The following is a 15,648-nucleotide window of genomic DNA, read 5'->3' as shown; positions in this document are numbered from 1 at the left end:
GACGGGCCGGCCGACGACCGGCTCCGGTTCAGAAGCCGTGCCGCGAGCCCCCGTCGACCGGCACCATGATGCCCGTCAGATACGAGGCCGCGGGCGAGAGCAGGAACGCCGCGGTCCGGCCGAACTCCTCCGGGGTGCCGTAGCGCCGCAGCGGGATCTGTGCCTCGCTCGCCGTCCGGGAGGCCTCCGCGTCGCCCGAGAGGGCGTCCAGCTCACGCACCCGGTCCGTGTCGATCCGGGCCGGCAGCACGCCCACCACCCGGATCCCGCGCGGACCGAGCTCGTCGGCCAGGGACTTGGCGAAACCGGCCAGGCCGGGGCGGAGCCCGTTGGAGATGGACAGCCCGGGGATCGGCTCGTACACGGAGCCGGAGAGCACGAAGCCGATCACACCACCCTCGCCGAGCGCGTTCGCCGCGGCCCTGGCGAGACGTACCGCGCCCAGGAACACCGACTCGAAGGCCGACTGCCACTGCTCGTCGGTGTTGTCGGCCACGAAGCCGGGGGCCGGTCCGCCGACGCTGATGAGAATGCCGTCGAGCCGCCCGAACCGCTCGTGCGCCGCATCCACCAGACGCTGTGCGGACGCGGGGTCGGCGTTGTCGGCGGCGAGGCCCACCGCGGGCGCCCCCAGTTCGGCGGCGGCCGCCTCGACGCGCTTCTCGTCCCGGCCGGTGATGATCACCCTCGCGCCGTCGTCGGCGAGCACCCGCGCCGTGGCGTTGCCCAGGCCCCGGGTCGCTCCGGTGACGATGTACACACGGTCCTTCAGTCCAAGATCCATGACCTCTATCCTGCCGCGTCGGGCTCCATCGTGTCCTCCCCGGCCAGTGCCATGGCGGTGCCCACGAGGCCGATGTGGCTGAACGCCTGCGGGAAGTTGCCCAGCTGGCGGCGGCCGGTGGTGTCGTACTCCTCGGACAGCAGCCCCACGTCGTTACGGAGTGCCAGGAGCCGCTCGAAGAGATCCCTGGCCTCGTCGGCGCGCCCGGTCAGGACCAGGGCGTCGGCCAGCCAGAACGAGCACGCCACGAAGGCCCCCTCGCTGCCGGGGAGTCCGTCGATCGAGGAGCCGTCCGTGCTGTAGCGGCGCACCAGGCAGTCGCGGCCCAGCTCGGCCCGGACCGCGTCGATCGTTCCGATCAGCCGGGGATCGTTCGGGGGCAGGAAGCCGGTCCGGGCGATCAGCAGCGTCGCGGCGTCCAGGTTCCGGGAGCCGTAGGACTGGGTGAAGGTGTTCCGTTCCGGGTCGTACCCCTTCTCGCACACCTCCCGGTGCACCGCGTCCCGCATCGCGCGCCACCGGTCGGCGTCGCCGGCCAGCGAGGGGTTGCTCTCCAGGGTGCGCACGGCACGGTCGGCGGCGACCCAGGCCATCACCTTGGAGTGCACGAAGTGGCGGCGCTGGCCGCGGATCTCCCACAGCCCCTCGTCCGGCTCGCGCCAGGTGGACTCCAGGAAGCCGAGCAGACTGAGCTGCAGCCTCCAGGCGTGCGGTTTGTCGCCCAGGCCCGCCTCGCGCGCGAGCCGCAACGAGTCCATGACCTCCCCGTACACATCGAGCTGACGCTGGCGGACCGCGGCGTTGCCGATCCGGACCGGGGCGGAGTTCTCGTACCCGCGCAGCCACGGCAGCTCCGCCTCGGGCAGTCTGCGTTCGCCCGCGAGGCCGTACATGATCTGGAGGTCGGCCGGGTCCCCGGCGACCGCCCGCAGCAGCCAGTCGCGCCAGGCGGCGGCCTCCTCCAGGTAGCCGGCCGAGATGAGGGCGCCGAGGGCCAGCGTGGAGTCCCGCAGCCAGCAGAAGCGGTAGTCCCAGTTCCGTACGCCCCCGATCGCCTCCGGCAGCGAGGTGGTGGGCGCCGCGACGATGCCGCCGGTCGGGGCGAAGGTCAGCGCCTTCAGCGTGATCAGCGAGCGGATCACCGCTTCCCGGTAGGGGCCCCGGTACCTGCACCGCGAGGACCATTCGGCCCAGTCGGACAGGGTGTTCTCCAGCGCCTCGTGCGGGTCGACCAGATCGGGACGGGGCGAGTGCGAGGGGTGCCAGGTCAGTACGAACGCCACCTTGTCGCCCGCGGTGACGGTGAACGACGAGCAGGTGGAGAACTGCTGGCCCCAGGTCTTGACCGGCGGCTCGCTGCGCAGCCAGGCCGAGTCCGGCCCCGCGACCGCCACCCGGTGCCCCTGCGAGCGGCGCACCCACGGCACGACCGAGCCGAAGTCGAAGCGCAGCCGGATCACGGAGCTCATCTCGACCGTGCCGCTGATGCCCTCGACGATCCGCATGACGTCGGGTTCCCGGTCGCGCTGCGGCATGAAGTCGATGACCTTGACCGTGCCGGTGCGGGTCTCCCAGAACGTCTCCAGGACGAGGGACTCACCCGCGTAGCCGCGTCGGGTGCAGGTCTCCGCGCCCTTCGGGGCGATCCGCCAGTGGCCGTTGTCCTCGTCGCCGAGCAGGGCGGCGAAGCAGGCGCCCGAGTCGAAGCGGGGCAGGCAGAGCCAGTCGACAGATCCGTTTCTGCCGACCAGGGCGGCTGTCTGGAGATCGCCGATGAGGGCGTAGTCCTCGATGCGTGGGGTCACGTTCTGGCGTGTTCCCGAACCTGGGCCCTGCTAAGCAGTCCCGGACGGCGGGGGTCACCCGGCCGGGACGCCCGGCCCCGCATCCGGCGGACACGACGTCAGGCCGTCGCGGGTTCCGGCTTCTCCGGCTCGGCGGGCTGCTGCCCCCCGGCGGCCTTCTCGGCCGCGGCCGCCACCCGGTCGCGCTTCTCCCTGCGGGCCAGCACAACGTACCCGACCGGGACAGCGGCGGCGAAGAGCCACCACTGCACGGCGTACGCCATGTGCGGGCCGATCGAGCTGTCGTCCGGGGCCTCGATCAGTTCCGGGGAGCCGCCGACGGGCTCGGGCGCGGTCTGCTCGATGTAGCCGCCGAGCACCGGCCGGGAGAGCCGCTCGGCCTCCTGGGCGCTGTTGATCAGCATCACCTGGCGGTCCGGCAGGTCCGAGATGTCCTTGATGCCGCTGGCGCTCGTCGTCTCGTCGGCCTTGAGCCGCCCGGTGACGGTCACTTCGCCGCGGGGCGCGGGCGGCACCTCGGGAAAGGCGCTCTGGCTGTCGGCGGACGGCACCCAGCCGCGGTTGACCAGAACCGTGCCGCCACCCTTGAGGTCGAGCGGGACCAGCACATGGACACCGATCCGGCCGTCGGCGGAGGTCCTGCGGCGTACGACCACCTGGTGCGCGGTGTCGTACGTGCCCGTGGCCGTCACCGTCCGCCAGTAGTCGGAGCGCGGGACCGTGTGACCCGGAGCGGTGAGCGAGGTGACCGGAACCGGCTTCGCCTTGAGATTGCGGGAGATCAGAGAGTTCTGCGCGACCTTGTGCTCATGCCGGTGAAACTGCCAGAAGCCCAGCTCGACCATCGTGGGAATCAGGACGAGGGCGAGGAGGGCGAGGATCAGCCACTGCCGGGTCAACAGGAAGCGGTACACCCCACGACGGTACAACTGTGTCGTGGGGTGCATCGCGCAGGGGTGGGGGAAGAGGGGCTCGGCGGCCGCTGCTCAGACTTTGTCGATGATGCCCACCTTCCCCTCGGCGCGGGCGCAGTGACCGCCGCAGAACCAGTGCCCGTCGACCTCGACGCCCTGGCCGATGATCTGGACCCGGCAGTGCTCACAGATGGGCGCCATGCGGTGAATGGCGCAGGAGAAGCAGTCGAAGACGTGCACCGCGCCCTGCGCATGCACCTCGAAGGACATCCCGTAGTCGTTTCCGCAAACCTCGCAACGTGCCATGCGCCACAGGGTGGGACGCGAGGCGGCGGCGGGCGAGCGGCGGAAGGGCGAGTCGCCGCCGGTTCACTCCGATGACGGCGTGGGAACCCGGGCCGACGCGGGTGCCACATCGCGCAGCAGATGGGTGAAGGCGCTCTCGTCCAGAATCGGTGTGCCGAACGACTTGGCCTTGACCGTCTTCGACGTCGCCGAGTCCGGGTCATTGGTGACCAGCAGACTGGTCAGCCGGGACACGCTGGTCGCCACGTGCAGTCCGGCCTCCACGGCCCGGTCCTCCAGCAGCTCACGGTCGACGGAGGTGTCCCCGGAGAAGGCCACCCGCATACCCTGCATGAGCGGTTTGTCCTTCTCGTACCGCCCGGGGTTCGGATACGGGCACGCCGGGCGCTTGCGCGAGGGGCGCCAGCTGCTGTGACCGTACGAGGGCTGGTAGCCGATCCGCGGTGTGACCGGGGAGTCCGACCACTCCGTCAGCGGCCGGCACTCCAGCAGCGGCAGCCGCACTCCGCCCCGAGCCGCCGCGTGCAGGCTCGGCCGGAACGCCTCGGCCAGCACCCGGGCGTCGTCCAGGGCGTGGTGGGCGCGCTGCTGCACGACGCCGAAGTGCGCGGCCAGCGACTCCAGCTTGTGGTTGGGCAGCGGCAGCCGCAGCTCCTTGGAGAGCGCGATGGTGCACAGCCGCTGTTCCACGGGGGCGACGACCGAGGCCCGTGCGTACTCCCGGGCCAGCATCGACCAGTCGAAGGCCGCGTTGTGCGCGACGAGGACGCGGTCCGCGAGCCGCTCGGAGAGCTGGGCGGCGATCTCCGGGAAGAGCGGGGCGCCTTCGAGGACGTCGCTGGTCAGCCCGTGGATCCAGACCGGGCCGGGATCGCGCTCGGGGTTGACGAGGGTGTACCAGTGGTCCTCGACGTCGCCCTGGGCGTCCAGGCGGTAGACGGCGGCGGACACTATCCGGTCGTCCCGCGCGAGTCCGGTGGTCTCCACGTCGACGACCGCGTACCCCTGCGGGTAGGCGGTCGGCCACGGTGCTGTGGTCTGGCGGTCGTCGAGCATGGTCACAGAGAATACGGGCCGCGACCGACAGTCTCCTATTCGGCCGCCTCCCGCTCCTGTGCGCCGGTTGTGCGGCGCGCCAGCTCCTGCCGGGGGTCTGCCAGCAGCCCTTCCACCAGGGCCCGTACGGAGACCTCGAACAGCCGCTCCGGGGCGGCGGGCCGGGCCAGTGCGCGGGCCAGCGCCGGGTCGTCGTCCGCGGTGGACGCGCTCCACAGATCGCCCTCGCCGGGGGACTGGACGGGGGACCGTTCCCGGTTGCGTTCGACGAGCAGGAAGCCGACGGTCTGGAACTGCACCGCCCGCACCGCTGCCGCCGCCCGCGCTCCGCGCAGTCCCGCGGCGTGCACCTCGTGGACGAGGGCCTGTTGCGCGGGCAGGAACATCCGCTCGGTGAGCCCTCGTTCGTGGACCATCGCGATCAGATGCGGTCTGGCCCGCAGTTGGCGGCGCAGCCCGCGGGCGACCGAGACGATGCGGGCCGCCGGGGTCCGGCCGGCCGGACGCAGGGTGCCCATCTCCTGCACGGTGCGCTCGACGAGGGCGTCCAGCAGCGATTCACGATTGCCGACGTGCCAGTAGATCGATGTCACCGCGGTGCCCAGTTCCGCGGCCAGAGCACGCATGGTGAGGGCCTGCGGGCCGTGCCGCTTCACCAGGGCGGCCGCCGTGTCCAGGACCTCTTCGCGGGTCAGCGACGATCGCGCCACAGTGCTCCTTGATCCTCGAACTCCGTTACGTGCATGCCTATTTACCCTTCATCGACAGCGGTGTAACTGTGTTACAGAACCGGCACGGACAACCGAGACACGGAGAACGATTCACGGACGACCGAGAAGGGTGGTACGGCATGGCACGCGTACGGTACGGCGCGCGCACCGAGGCCGAGATCGCGGCGGCCCGCGAGGCCCGCTCCACACTCCCCGACATCTGGTCCACCGGTGTGGTGGCCCTCTGGGAAAGCGACCCCGAAGCGGTGGCGGCCGTCCTCCCGCCTCCCCTCGAACCCGCACGGCGTCCGCTCGTCCGGGCAAGCATCAGTACGGTCGAACTCCCCGGCTACCCACTCGGCGCGGGCTCCGTCGCCGTCGCCGCCGTCCACGACGGCCACGAGGGCTGGTATCCGCTCGTCATGCCGATGACTCATGAACGGGCGCTGACCGGCGGCCGTGAGGTGTTCGGCGAACCGAAGAAGCTCGGCGAGGTGACCGTCGAACGCGACGGCCCCGTCGTCCGGGCCGCGCTCGTCCGGCACGGCATCGCGTTCGTCGAGGTGCTCGGCGCGGTCAGTGGATCGCTGCCGCTGCCCCGGCCGACGGCCAAGCTCGACTTCTACTTCAAATTCCTGCCCGCGGTGGACGGCGAGGGCTTCGACTCCGACCCCGTCCTGATCCACTGCACCCGCCACGAGAAGGTCCGCAGACTGGAACGCGTCTCGGGCGACGTGGTGCTGCGCGAGTCGGTGTACGACCCGGTCGCCGATCTTCCCGTGACGAGGCTGGTCGAGCTCACCATCGGCGAGAAGACCAGCGACCAGCGGGGCAGGGCCGTGGAGCGGGTGAGTGCGAAGGCCCTGCTGCCGTACATCCACCAGCGCTACGACGACCCGCAGCAGATCCACGACGGCCCGCCGGAGGGCAGCGTCCGATGAGGCTGGAGGAGGGTCAGGTAGCCGTCGTCACCGGCGCCGCGAGCGGCATCGGCCTCGCGATGGCACGCAGGTTCGCCGCCGAGGGGCTGAGTGTCGTCCTCGCCGATGTGGAGGAGGACGCGCTCGACGGGGCGGCGCGCGCATTGCGCCAGGACGGTGCGCAGGTGCTGGCCCGGGTCGTCGACGTCGGCGAGCGGGAATCCGTACAGGCCCTGGCCGAAGCCGCGTACGACACCTTCGGTGCCGTACATGTGCTGTGCAACAACGCCGGTGTCGGCTCCGGGGCCGAGGGGCGGATGTGGGAGCACGAGCCGAACGACTGGAAGTGGGCGTTCGCGGTCAACGTCTGGGGCGTCTTCCACGGCATCCAGGCGTTCGTACCACGCATGATCGCGGGCGGCGGCCCCGGCCATGTCGTCAACACCTCGTCCGGCGACGGCGGGATCGCCCCGCTGCCGACCGCCTCCGTGTACGCGGTCACCAAGTCCGCGGTCGTCACGATGACCGAGTCGCTGTACGCGCATCTGAGGGCCGAGGGCGCGCCGGTCGGTGCCTCGGTGCTCTTCCCCGGCCCGCACATGCTCCGTACCGGACTGTGGGAGTCGCACCGCAACCGGCCAGAACGGTACGCCAAGGAGCGCCCGCGCAGGACTCCGTACCGCAGCCTCGACCAGTGGGAATCCGCCATGCGGGCAGCGGGCCACGAGGTGGAGTTCACCCCGGTGGAGGACGTCGCGGGGACCGTCGTGGACGGGATACGCGCCGACCGTTTCTGGATGCTGCCGGACAGCGAGCACAGCGACCGGCAGATCCGCGCCAGGTCGCAGTCGATGCTCGACCGGGCCAACCCGTCGTACCTGGAGAGTTTCGTACTCGACTGAGGAGCGAGCGATGACCGACGACCCGTACCTGATCATCTCCTCCGACTGCCACGCCGGGCTGCCCACCGAGGAGTACCGGCCCTATCTCGATTCCCGCTTCCACCGGGACTTCGACGACTTCCTCGCCGGGCGCGACCGCCGCCGCGAGGAGATGACCCGCCTCGGCGTACGCAACGAGGCCTTCGCCGACAAGTGGTTCCGCGACAACGAGGAAGGCCTGAAGGGCGGCTGGGACGCCGCCCGGCGCCTGAAGGAACTGGACGGCGACGGAGTGGCGGCCGAGGTCGTCTTCCCGGACGCGGACGCCGTCGACAGCCGGACCGCCGCCCCGTTCGGCGTGGGCCTCGGGCTCTCCGGCGACCAGGACCCCGAACTGGGCATGGCGGGTGCGCAGGCCCACAACCGCTGGCTGGCCGACTTCGTCTCGCAGAACCCCGAACGCCACTGCGGGGTCGCCCTGTTGCCCGTCACCGGCGAGGTCGACCGGGTCGTCGCGGAGATCCACCGGGCCAAGGAGTCCGGACTCGGTGCGCTCATGATCCCCTCCATGTGGGTGGACAAGGCCCCGTACCACGACCGTCGTTACGACCCGGTGTGGGCGGCCGCCGCCGAGACGGCGATGCCGGTGGTCACGCACTCCGGGGCGGCCCCGCGCCACGAGTACGGCGACCATCTCGGGATCTACGTCTCCGAGGTCACCTGGTGGCCGTCCCGCCCGCTCTGGTTCCTGCTCTGGTCGGGCGCCTTCGAACGCCATCCCGGGCTGAGGTTCGGCGTCGCCGAGTCCGGCTGCTGGTGGCTGCCGAACCTCCTCTGGTTCATGGACCGGCTCTACCTGGGCGCCCACGGCGGCAAGAAGCTCTCCCCGTTCGCCGAACTGAAGCGGCCCCCGCACGAGTACCTGGACCGCCAGGTCTTCATCTGCGCCACCAACACCAAACGCCGCGAACTCGCCCAGCGGTACGAGATCGGTGTCGACAACATCCTGTGGGGCAGTGACTTCCCGCACCCCGAAGGCACCTGGCCGAACACCGCCCAGTGGCTGCGCGACACCTTCCACGACATCCCCGTCGCCGAGACCCGCCGCATGCTGGGCCTCGCCGCAGCCGAGGTCTTCGGCTTCGACACGGCGAAGCTCGCCCCGGTCGCCGAGCGCATCGGCCCCACACCCGAGGACCTCGGCCAGAGCCCCGACCAGGCGGCGGTCGAGGCGTCCTGGGCCAGGTCGCGCGAAGTGGGCCGGCACTGGCTGACCGACCACGACTTCCCGGTCCTGGGGGTTCGGTGATGGACCGCTACACGGTCATTTCCGCGGACTGCCACGCCGGAGCCGATCTCCTCGACTACCGGCCCTACCTGGAGACGAAGTACCACGACGACTTCGACGCGTGGGCGGCGGCCTACGTCAATCCGTACGAGGACCTCCTCGCCGACACCGCCGACCGCAACTGGAACTCCGCACGCCGCGTCGCGGAGCTGGAGGCGGACGGCATCGTCGCGGAGGTCGTCTTCCCCAACACCATCCCGCCGTTCTTCCCCTCCGCCTCCCTGATGGCGCCCGCGCCGTCGCGGGCGGAGTACGAACGGCGCTGGGCCGGGCTGCGCGCCCACAACCGCTGGCTCGCCGACTTCTGCGCGCAGGCACCGGGCCGGCGTGCGGGCGTGGCACAGATCCTCCTCAACGACCCGGCGGAAGCGGTCCGCGAGGTCCGCCGCACCAAGGCCGCGGGCCTCACCGGCGGCATCCTGCTGCCCGGCGCACCGCCCGGCTCCGGTGTTCCCGAGCTGTACTCGCAGGTGTACGACCCGCTGTGGGCGGTCTGCGAGGAGCTGGACGTACCCGTGAACCACCACGGCGGCTCGGCCTCCCCGCCGCTCGGCGACGAACCGGCGGCACGCGCCGTCTTCATGGTGGAGACGACCTGGTTCTCGCACCGGGCGCTGTGGCACCTGGTCTTCGGCGGCGCGTTCCGCCGCCATCCCGGACTGAAACTGGTCCTCACCGAACAGGGCTCCGGCTGGATCCCCGGCGTCGTGGAGATGCTGGACTACTACCACGGCCGCCTGGTCGCGGCGGCGAACCGGGCAGTCACCGCCGAGTCCCGTTTCGGCGCGGGGCTCGCCGCCTCGATGGGCGCGAGCCCCAGTGAGGTCTGGCGCGACAACTGCTACGTGGGCGCCAGCTTCATGCGGCCCCACGAGGTGCCGCTGCGCGACCGGATCGGCCTCGACAAGATCATGTGGGGCAGCGACTACCCGCACGACGAGGGCACCGCCCCGTACTCACGGGAGGGCCTGCGGATCGCGTACGCGGGCCTGCCGCCCGAGGAGATCGCGGCGATGACCGGCGGCAACGCGGCCCGTGTCTACGGGTTCGACCTGGCGGCGCTCGACCGCGTCGCGGCCGGGGTCGGCCCGACGGTCGAGGAGATCGCCGAGCCGCTGAAGGAGGTTCCGCCCGACGCGACCAGCCCCGCCTTCGCACCGGGCGGGTCGGTACGCGTCTGGTGACCGTGCGGGGTGAGACCATCCCCGCGTGACGGAAATCCGGACGCACGACGAACCGCACGGCAACGGTCTCGGCACACGGCTGAACTGGCTGCGCGCCGCGGTCCTCGGCGCCAATGACGGGGTGGTCTCCACCGCGGGCCTGGTCGTCGGCGTGGCCGGCGCCACCGGCGACCGCGGTGCCCTGCTCACGGCGGGACTGGCCGGGCTGCTGGCCGGCTCCATGTCGATGGCCGCGGGCGAGTACGTCTCGGTCTCCACCCAGCGCGATTCGGAGCGGGCCGCCCTCGCGACGGAGAAACGGGAGCTGAAGGAGGCCCCGGCGGCGGAACTCGAAGAGCTGACCGGCCTGCTGGAGGGCAAGGGGCTGAGCCGGGACGTCGCCCGGGATGCCGCCCTCCAGCTCACCGAACGCGATGCACTGCGCGCTCACGCGGAGGTCGAGCTGGGCATCGACCCGGACGAGCTGACGAACCCGTGGCACGCGGCGGGCGCGAGTTTCCTGGCGTTCACGGTGGGTGCGCTGCTGCCCTTGCTGGCGATCGTGCTGCCGCCGTCGTCGCTGCGGCTCCTGGTGACCGTGCTGTCGGTACTGGCGGCGCTGGCCCTCACCGGCTGGTGGAGCGCCCGGCTCGGCGAGGCGAGGGTGAGGCCGGCGGTGCTGCGGAACATGGGCGGGGGAGCGCTGGCGATGGCGGTCACCTACGGGGCGGGGCAGTTGCTGGGGGCTGCGGGGGTCTGAGCCCGGCCGCGGATCACGGCCGGGCGGGGGCCGCGCCGCGACACGACATGCCCGGCAACCCGCTGATCACCGGGCGGCGCCCGATCTTCCCGAGGCGCTGCTGAGCGGCCCGGCGCGCGAACCCGCCGAATCCCGCCCGCTTTGGCGGAAGTCGCCAAAGACTGCTGACACCGAGTCTCGTATACTTGTTGGTAACAACGTCTAGACCCCGGCCGACCTGCGGCTCTACGGTTCTGGCATGCCGACGAACCTGCCCGATGTAGTGCTCTGGTCCATACCGGCCTTCGTTCTGCTCACCGTCCTGGAAATGGCCCTGCACCACTTCCACCCCGACGAGGACGCCGCCGGATACGAGACGAAGGACACCGTCACCAGCATCAGCATGGGGCTGGGCAGCCTGGCTTTCGACCTGCTGTGGAAGGTACCCATCGTCGCGATCTACACCGCGGTCTACGAGCTGACCCCGCTCCGCGTCCCCGTGCTGTGGTGGACCGTCCCGCTGATGCTGCTCGCCCAGGACTTCTTCTACTACTGGTCCCACCGGGGCCACCACGTCATCCGGATCCTCTGGGCCTGCCACGTGGTCCACCACTCCAGCCGGAAGTTCAACCTCTCCACCGCGCTGCGCCAGCCCTGGACCTCGCTGACCGTCTGGCCGTTCTACCTGCCGATGATCGCGTGCGGGGTCCATCCGGCCGCGCTCGCCTTCTGCTCGTCGGCGAACCTCGTCTACCAGTTCTGGGTGCACACCGAGCGCATCGACAAGCTCCCCAGGCCCTTGGAGTACGTACTGAACACGCCCTCCCACCACCGGGTGCACCACGCCTCGCAGGGCGGCTACCTGGACCGGAACTTCGGCGGCATCCTGATCCTGTGGGACCGGCTCTTCGGGTCCTTCACCGCCGAGACCGAGCGGCCCGTGTTCGGTCTCACCAAGAACATCAACACCTTCAACCCGCTGCGTGTCGCCACCCACGAGTACGCCGCCATCGCCCGCGACCTGCGCTCGGCGGACAGCTGGAGCGAGCGGGCCGGGCGGATCTTCCGCGGGCCCGGCTGGCAGCCGGCCGGCCGGACCGTCCGCACGGCCGCCCCGGAGCGCACCGGATGAGCGCCGACACCGCCCAGGACCGGCGGGAGCGTCTCGTACGCCCGCTGTTCATCGCCTTCCTCGTGGCCGCGGCCGTCGACCTCGTCGGCCTGCTCGCCGATGTCCCGGCCGCCCACCTCGTCGCCAAGCCCCTGCTGATGCCGCTGCTGGCCGGGTACGCCGCAGCCCGGCGCGGCCCCCGGCTGCTCATCGTGGCGCTCCTGTTCGGCTGGGGCGGCGACACGTTCCTGCTGGCCGACACCGACGCCGCCTTCCTCATCGGAATGGGCTCCTTCGCCGCGGGGCACATCTGCTACCTGTGGTACTTCGGGCGGGCCCGCGGCTCGGTGCCTGCCGCGCTCGTCTACGCCGCCGTACTGACCGCCTTCATCATCCTGATCTGGCCCGATCTGCCTGCCGAGATGCGAATCCCGATCGCCGGCTACAGCCTGCTGCTCACGGCGATGGCGTACCGCGCCGGCACGCTCGGCCCGTACGCGGCCACCGGCGGGGCGCTCTTCCTGCTCTCCGACGCGCTGATCGCCACCGGCATCGCGGACTGGCCGCAGCTGCCTGCGCCCGACTTCTGGATCATGCTCACCTACATCGCGGCGCAGTTCCTGCTGACCGTCGGAATCCTCGCACCGGGATCGAAATGGGCCGGTGTCACAGGGCAATGGACGAGCGCACGGCGCTGAAGGTGCTCATCGAGCCGTGAGCCAGGCGGCCGCGTCCGCCCCCAACGGGCCGGGCGGGCGCGACCAGCCGGCGGGCGAACCCTCGAAGGCGACCGGTGGCACCGAGTGCCGCAGCCGGCCCAGCGGGCTGTCCGTCTCCGTGAGCCACCTCTCCGGGTCGTACAAGCCCTCGGCCCCGGTTTCCGCAAGGCCGGGGGCGGGCAGTTCGTCGAGCAGCCAGGAGGCGGTACGGGCCAGTGAGAGTGTCGCCAGCCGGGAGCCGCCCTCGTCGTGCTGCTCGGTCAGCGCCCGCAGCACGGCGGCGGCCAGCAGATAGCCGGTGCCGTGGTCGAGCGCCTGGGCGGGCAGCGCACCGGGCGGGCCCCCGGGCCCGGCGCCGGCCTCGACCGACGCGATGCCGGTGGCCACCTGGACCAGGCTGTCGAAGCCGCGCCGCCCGGCCCACGGACCGTGCCCCCAGGCCGAGAGCCGCCCGACCACCAGCCCCGGCCTGCGTGCGGCCAGGGACTCGGGGGTCAGTCCGAACCGCTCGACCGCACCGGGCCGGTAGCCGATGACGACCACGTCCGCGTCGGCCAGCAGCCGGTCGAACGCGGCCGCCCCCGAGCGGCCGGCGAGGTCCAGATCCACCGACCGCTTCCCGAAGCCGGTGTCGCCGTGCGCGTCCGGGCTCTCCGGGAGCTGCGGGGCGTCGATCCTCAGGACGTCCGCGCCGAGCAGCGCGAGCGTACGGGTGGCGACCGGCCCCGCGATCACCCGGGTGAGGTCGAGCACCCGCAACCCGGCGGCGGGCAGCAGCGGTTCACCGGTGAGCGGCGCCGTCCGGCGCACCGGCGCGTCGTCGATGCGTTCCCGGGCCACCAGCGGCGTGCCCGCGACCGCGGCGCCCCGCGGGTCGGCCGCCCACTGACCGGGCGTACGGGCGGCCACGGCCAGGCCGCCCGCTTCGTACACCGTCCGTTCGATCTCGTCGCTCCGGCGCCCGGCGAACGAGGCGGCGACGGTGTCCACGGCGATGTCGTCCGGGGTCCTGGGGGAAAGCTCCAGCGTGGCGAGCAAGCGGGCCCGGTGGTGCGGGTAGTTGGCGTGGGTCCGGACCCAGCCGTCCGCGGTGCGCCAGAACCGTGACAACGGGGCGAAGTTGGTCGGCGCGCGCCCGTCGATCCGCAGGTGGCGCTCGCTGGTGAACGCCGTGGCCACCGCGCCCTCGTCGATCCGGACCCGGGGCACCGGGCCCGCGGTGCGGCGCGCGGCCAGCTCGGCGGCGGCCAGCGAGCAGACCGCGACGGCGGAACGGGCCAGCTCCATGACGGGCAGCCGGGCGGGGAGCAGCCCGCCGGGTCCGTCCGTCGTGATGTGCGCGAGAAGCGCTGGATCACCGCCGAGCGCCGCCCAGGCCTGCTCGGTACCGGACTTCGGTGCATGAGTCATCCACACACTATGGCACCGAGTGCCATCAAAGTGGGAGGGGCCGCCCGAAGACTCCGGCCCCTCCCACCGCGAGCCGCGTTCCCGCTACCAGCGGACCGCGTTCAGCGCGTTCACCACACCGGCACCGTAGAAGCCGTTGCGGTTCTTGCCGCCCTCGCAGACGGCATCGATCGTGCCGTCACCGTTGATGTCGTACGGGTCACCGCACGCCGTGGCGTCCGCCTCGGCGATCAGCAGCGCCTTCACCGCGGCCGCCGAGGCGTGCGGGTGCGTCGACTTGATCAGGGCCGCGACACCCGCGACATGCGGGGAGGCCATCGAGGTACCGGCCTTGTAGCCGTACTTGCCGTCCGGCAGCGTGGACAGGATCAGGCCGCTGGTGGCCGGCGGGGCGGGCGTCTGGTAGGCCGTGGAGTCGCCGCCCGGGGCCGCCACGTCGATGACGCCCATCCCGTAGTTCGAGTACGAGGCCTTCAGGCCCTTGGCGCCGGTCGCGGAGACCGTCACGACGCCCGGCAGCAACGCCGGGATGTCGAGGCACTCACGCGGGTTGACCGTCCGGGTGGCGGCGGTGCTGTCGTTCGGGCTGGTGGTGTCCTCGATCGCGTCGGAGGCCAGGTCGAACCTGCTGTTGCCGGAGGAGGCGATGTTCACCGTGCCCTTGCGCTCCGCGTACCGCGTGGCGCGCGCGACGGCCTCGACCAGAGCGCTCTGGTCCGGGTCGTTCTTGCAGTTGAACATCCACGGGTCGGTGTAATAGCTGTTGTTGGTGACGTCGACACCGTGCTCGGCGGCCCAGACGAAGCCGCAGACGATCGACTCGGTGTAGAAGAACCCGTCCGGGTTCGCCACCTTGATCCCGGCGACCTTGACGCCCGGCGCGACGCCCGTCACCCCGACGCCGTTCTTCGCGGCGGCGACGGTCCCCGCGACATGCGTGCCGTGGTTGCTCTCACCGGTCTTCGAACGCCAGGCGCCGTCCGTCGTGTCCGGCGCCCCGGAGACGCAGCTCGCCGACGCCCCGCGGTCGAAGTTCGGCGCCAGGTCCGGGTGGGTGTCGTCGACACCCGTGTCGATGACCGCGACCGTGACGTCGCGGCTGCCCAGCGTCTTCTTGTGCGCCTGGTCCGCCTTGATGGCGGGCAGATCCCACTGCAGGGGCTCCATCGGGTCCTGGTCCGCCGTGGCCTGAGCCGCTGCGGCCTTCGCCTGCGCGGCGGCGAGCGGCTGCTCGGCCCCGGTGTCCGTGGTGGCCTGCGGAACGATGGGGTTGGTGCGGGTGGCCCCTGCCGAATCGACACCCTTGACCCGGCGGACCGTCTCCGCGAAGTCCGGGTTCTGCGAGTGGACGACGATGACGCCGATCTGCTCGTAGGCGACCACCACCGTGCCGCCGGCGTCGGCTATCGCCTTCTTCACCCGCTTGACGGTCCCGTGACCGCCCCGCGTGTTGACCACGTAGGAGAGCTTCGGTCCGTCCGTCGACACCGCGGCCGTGGGCTGCGCGTCCACGGGTGCGGCAGAGGCGGCACTCGTCGGCAGGAAGCCGAGCGAAGCCGTGAGGGCCAATCCGACGGGCAACGTGAGCGCGCGCGTCCGTCTGGATCCCAGCTGAGCCATGGGGTCTCCACATCATCCGTACCGATCGACCGGACACGGGCATGCCCGGTCGCGTACATGACGAGTGAAGTTATCGCTGATCAGCCCGTTGATCAATGAGTTCGCAGCTCCGGATTCGGCCGGACGGGCGCGAAACGGCGCGCGGGAGAAGTGCGCGGCGGC

Annotated in this window: 15 protein-coding genes; 7 read left to right on the top strand and 8 right to left on the bottom strand. The window is 71.6% G+C overall.

Going from position 1 to position 15,648, the window contains the following annotated elements; genetic code table 11:
- Positions 1-28: 28 nt before the first annotated feature.
- From ACWCQ6_RS00195 to ACWCQ6_RS00170, 6 genes are all read right to left on the bottom strand, one after another.
- Complete coding sequence (locus ACWCQ6_RS00195) at positions 29-784, bottom strand: SDR family oxidoreductase (protein ID WP_451084510.1); 756 nt, start codon at positions 782-784, stop codon at positions 29-31.
- 5 nt (positions 785-789) lie between these two features.
- Positions 790-2,589 (bottom strand): glycoside hydrolase family 15 protein, encoded by a 1,800-nt coding sequence (locus ACWCQ6_RS00190; RefSeq protein WP_451084509.1) that lies wholly within the window; start codon positions 2,587-2,589, stop codon positions 790-792.
- A gap of 98 nt (positions 2,590-2,687) precedes the next feature.
- Positions 2,688-3,503 carry an SURF1 family cytochrome oxidase biogenesis protein gene (locus ACWCQ6_RS00185; protein ID WP_451084508.1) on the bottom strand — a complete coding sequence of 272 codons (816 nt, stop codon included), beginning with the start codon at positions 3,501-3,503 and terminating at the stop codon, positions 2,688-2,690.
- Positions 3,504-3,575: 72 nt separating this feature from the next.
- Entirely contained in the window at positions 3,576-3,809 is a 234-nt protein-coding gene (locus tag ACWCQ6_RS00180; protein ID WP_072482991.1) for a hypothetical protein, read from the bottom strand.
- 63 nt (positions 3,810-3,872) lie between these two features.
- On the bottom strand, positions 3,873-4,871 hold the full coding sequence (locus ACWCQ6_RS00175; protein ID WP_451084507.1) for a DEDDh family exonuclease: 999 nt from the start codon (positions 4,869-4,871) through the stop codon (positions 3,873-3,875).
- A gap of 29 nt (positions 4,872-4,900) precedes the next feature.
- A complete protein-coding gene (locus ACWCQ6_RS00170) occupies positions 4,901-5,575 on the bottom strand; it encodes a TetR/AcrR family transcriptional regulator (RefSeq protein WP_451084506.1) in 675 nt (224 codons plus the stop codon).
- 140 nt (positions 5,576-5,715) lie between these two features.
- Here ACWCQ6_RS00170 and ACWCQ6_RS00165 point away from each other — a divergent pair, with 140 nt between their 5' ends.
- The 7 genes from ACWCQ6_RS00165 (at position 5,716) to ACWCQ6_RS00135 (ending at position 12,435) form a co-directional block, all read left to right on the top strand.
- Positions 5,716-6,516, top strand: coding sequence for an acetoacetate decarboxylase family protein (locus ACWCQ6_RS00165; protein ID WP_451084505.1), 801 nt, complete (start codon positions 5,716-5,718; stop codon positions 6,514-6,516).
- On the top strand, positions 6,513-7,397 hold the full coding sequence (locus ACWCQ6_RS00160) for an SDR family NAD(P)-dependent oxidoreductase (RefSeq protein WP_451084504.1): 885 nt from the start codon (positions 6,513-6,515) through the stop codon (positions 7,395-7,397). The genes ACWCQ6_RS00165 and ACWCQ6_RS00160 overlap by 4 nt, the downstream gene beginning before the upstream one ends.
- Before the next feature lie 10 nt (positions 7,398-7,407).
- Complete coding sequence (locus ACWCQ6_RS00155) at positions 7,408-8,685, top strand: amidohydrolase family protein (RefSeq protein WP_451084503.1); 1,278 nt, start codon at positions 7,408-7,410, stop codon at positions 8,683-8,685.
- Entirely contained in the window at positions 8,685-9,908 is a 1,224-nt protein-coding gene (locus tag ACWCQ6_RS00150; RefSeq protein WP_451084502.1) for an amidohydrolase family protein, read from the top strand. The genes ACWCQ6_RS00155 and ACWCQ6_RS00150 overlap by 1 nt, the downstream gene beginning before the upstream one ends.
- 25 nt (positions 9,909-9,933) lie before the next feature.
- Positions 9,934-10,647 (top strand): VIT1/CCC1 transporter family protein, encoded by a 714-nt coding sequence (locus ACWCQ6_RS00145; protein ID WP_451084501.1) that lies wholly within the window; start codon positions 9,934-9,936, stop codon positions 10,645-10,647.
- Positions 10,648-10,885: 238 nt separating this feature from the next.
- The gene (locus ACWCQ6_RS00140) at positions 10,886-11,758 is read left to right on the top strand and encodes a sterol desaturase family protein (RefSeq protein ID WP_451084500.1); all 873 of its coding nucleotides are present in this window, start codon (positions 10,886-10,888) and stop codon (positions 11,756-11,758) included.
- Positions 11,755-12,435, top strand: coding sequence for a lysoplasmalogenase (locus ACWCQ6_RS00135; protein WP_451084499.1), 681 nt, complete (start codon positions 11,755-11,757; stop codon positions 12,433-12,435). Before ACWCQ6_RS00140 ends, ACWCQ6_RS00135 begins: the two co-directional genes overlap by 4 nt.
- 6 nt (positions 12,436-12,441) lie before the next feature.
- Here ACWCQ6_RS00135 and ACWCQ6_RS00130 read toward each other — a convergent pair whose 3' ends face one another.
- Positions 12,442-13,866, bottom strand: a complete 1,425-nt coding sequence (locus tag ACWCQ6_RS00130; RefSeq protein WP_451084498.1) for a CoA transferase — start codon at positions 13,864-13,866, stop codon at positions 12,442-12,444.
- 84 nt (positions 13,867-13,950) lie between these two features.
- Entirely contained in the window at positions 13,951-15,486 is a 1,536-nt protein-coding gene (locus ACWCQ6_RS00125) for a S8 family peptidase (RefSeq protein WP_451084497.1), read from the bottom strand.
- Between the last annotated feature and the right edge of the window lie 162 nt (positions 15,487-15,648).

Source organism: Streptomyces sp. NPDC001880, assembly GCF_053594575.1.
This window is presented reverse-complemented; position numbering and strand designations above follow the sequence as displayed.